This is a genomic window from Candidatus Magnetobacterium casense, from assembly GCF_019173545.1.
Classification (GTDB): domain Bacteria; phylum Nitrospirota; class Thermodesulfovibrionia; order Thermodesulfovibrionales; family Magnetobacteriaceae; genus Magnetobacterium; species Magnetobacterium cryptolimnobacter.
This window is the reverse complement of the sequence record NZ_JABXWD010000592.1, coordinates 1-1,645: the sequence shown is the minus strand read 5'-3', so window position 1 is coordinate 1,645 and position 1,645 is coordinate 1. Positions and strand designations below refer to the sequence as shown.

General features: G+C 47.8%; 3 protein-coding genes. All 3 read right to left on the bottom strand.

All coding sequences use genetic code 11. The annotated features are described in order from the left end of the window. Positions 1-590, bottom strand: a 590-nt coding sequence (locus HWQ67_RS17920) for a Druantia anti-phage system protein DruA (protein ID WP_218254059.1), incomplete at its 3' end; no start/stop codon positions are given. A 69-nt stretch (positions 591-659) separates the two neighbouring features. Continuing rightward, the gene (gene tnpB / locus HWQ67_RS17915) at positions 660-1,022 is read right to left on the bottom strand and encodes an IS66 family insertion sequence element accessory protein TnpB (protein ID WP_218254058.1); all 363 of its coding nucleotides are present in this window, start codon (positions 1,020-1,022) and stop codon (positions 660-662) included. Next, complete coding sequence (locus HWQ67_RS17910) at positions 1,019-1,468, bottom strand: hypothetical protein (RefSeq protein WP_218254057.1); 450 nt, start codon at positions 1,466-1,468, stop codon at positions 1,019-1,021. Before HWQ67_RS17910 ends, tnpB begins: the two co-directional genes overlap by 4 nt. Positions 1,469-1,645: the final 177 nt, after the last annotated feature.

Below are 1,645 nucleotides of genomic sequence, written 5' to 3'. Positions count from 1 at the left end.
GGCAGGATAAGAAACCGGGTGTTGTAGGCAATCAAGGACAGGTTCTTCTGCCGGCCCAAAGCCGACCAGCCAATGAACTTATCACGACAGCCGATATGTCGCACTGCAGAAGAGAAGGCAAAACAGGCAATGGGTCTATCCTTGGCCAAGACTATATACTTTAAATGCTCTCCCACAGGCTGGCAATATCCCAAATAATGATAGTGGGCAATTAAGCTATTGTACACCCTCTCTGAAGGTGTGCGGCGAACCTGCTTGATCTCAATAGGCTTAAGATCCGATACTGTGGTGCAAAGGGGAGTTTGATCAACTTCGATCTTCTCTGGTCTCCTGCGGTGCAAAAAGGGATTGGGGGGAGTTGATTTTGGAGGCGGCAACTTGATATAGCCTGCCCGCTCCAGGGCAAGTAAAAAACCCCTGCACACCATATCCCGTAATGCCCCATTAGGCTGCACCCAGTTCCATGCCCGGCACAACTCCTGGGAGAGGGCACGGCGGCCTATTACGGGATTCTCAGAGATCATCCTGTTGATCAACGCTATGTCCTGATCGGTGGCTATCTTCCCACGGTATTTGATCTCAAGTTCCATACCCTTAACAATAGCATAAGGGGATGAGGAACGCAAGAGCAAAAAATTAAAAAATCTCCCTCTTTTCCGCTATGGGGATGTTTTAATCTCTTTCCACAAAGGAGCCACCTGTCCACCATCAGGATTACCACTCCATAAAAGAAGCTGCAATTGATGGGCGGCCAAACGGCTTATCTTCTCATTATCTCCTCCCGGCCACCATTGAAAACGACCCTTCGATAAGCGCTTCTGACATAACCAAAATCCTTGGCCATCATACGCTAATACTCTAATAGCTGTCTTACCCCGGTTGCGAAAGACAAAGACAGAGCCCGAAAAAGGATCTTCTCTCATTGACTGCCGGCAAAGCCCCGCAAGACCATCAATCCCTTTGCGAAAATCCACGGCTTCAACAGCCACTAATATCCGCATCTGTGGTGTGATCTGTATCATCGGCTTCTCTCTAAAAAGACCCTCACCAATTCCATGGGAGTAACACTGCTGGCATTCTTTATCTGCACTTTCATCTTGGCTCCATTGGCCTCTTCCACCTCCACTACACATTCAATACCCGCTATTGATAACTGCCTGATATCAAATTCTACAAATTTACTCACCTCTTTATTCCTGTTTACCTGCTGAGTGGCCCCTCCCTCCTCAACTCGCTTTTTTAAATTTAGGTAATTCAATCCCAATACTCTTGATACCCTGCCCGGTGGGTTTTCCTGCACTGCTCTTACCGCACTATCCCATAGCTCTTCTGGTATCACCCCTCGCTTCTTCCTCTTCATACGCCAATTGTTAAACCTTTTCTGAAGATCTGCCAGGCTATAGAGGCTTTGAGTGATTGGTTCAGTTTGACTCTGTTGGGCGATACTTTGCGGGCTCATCTCTTTCATTGGTTATCCCTCCTTTTCGGTTACGTGGATAACCTATGATACACCTTCTCTACATCCTTTTCATGCAGGCTTGCCGAAAGGACACCATCTGCCTGGAGTTGTGCGGTACGCGATCAGTATGTAGGATGGAACGTCAGACAGCGCCGTGAACGGTTACATCTGCTGACCAACAATCAT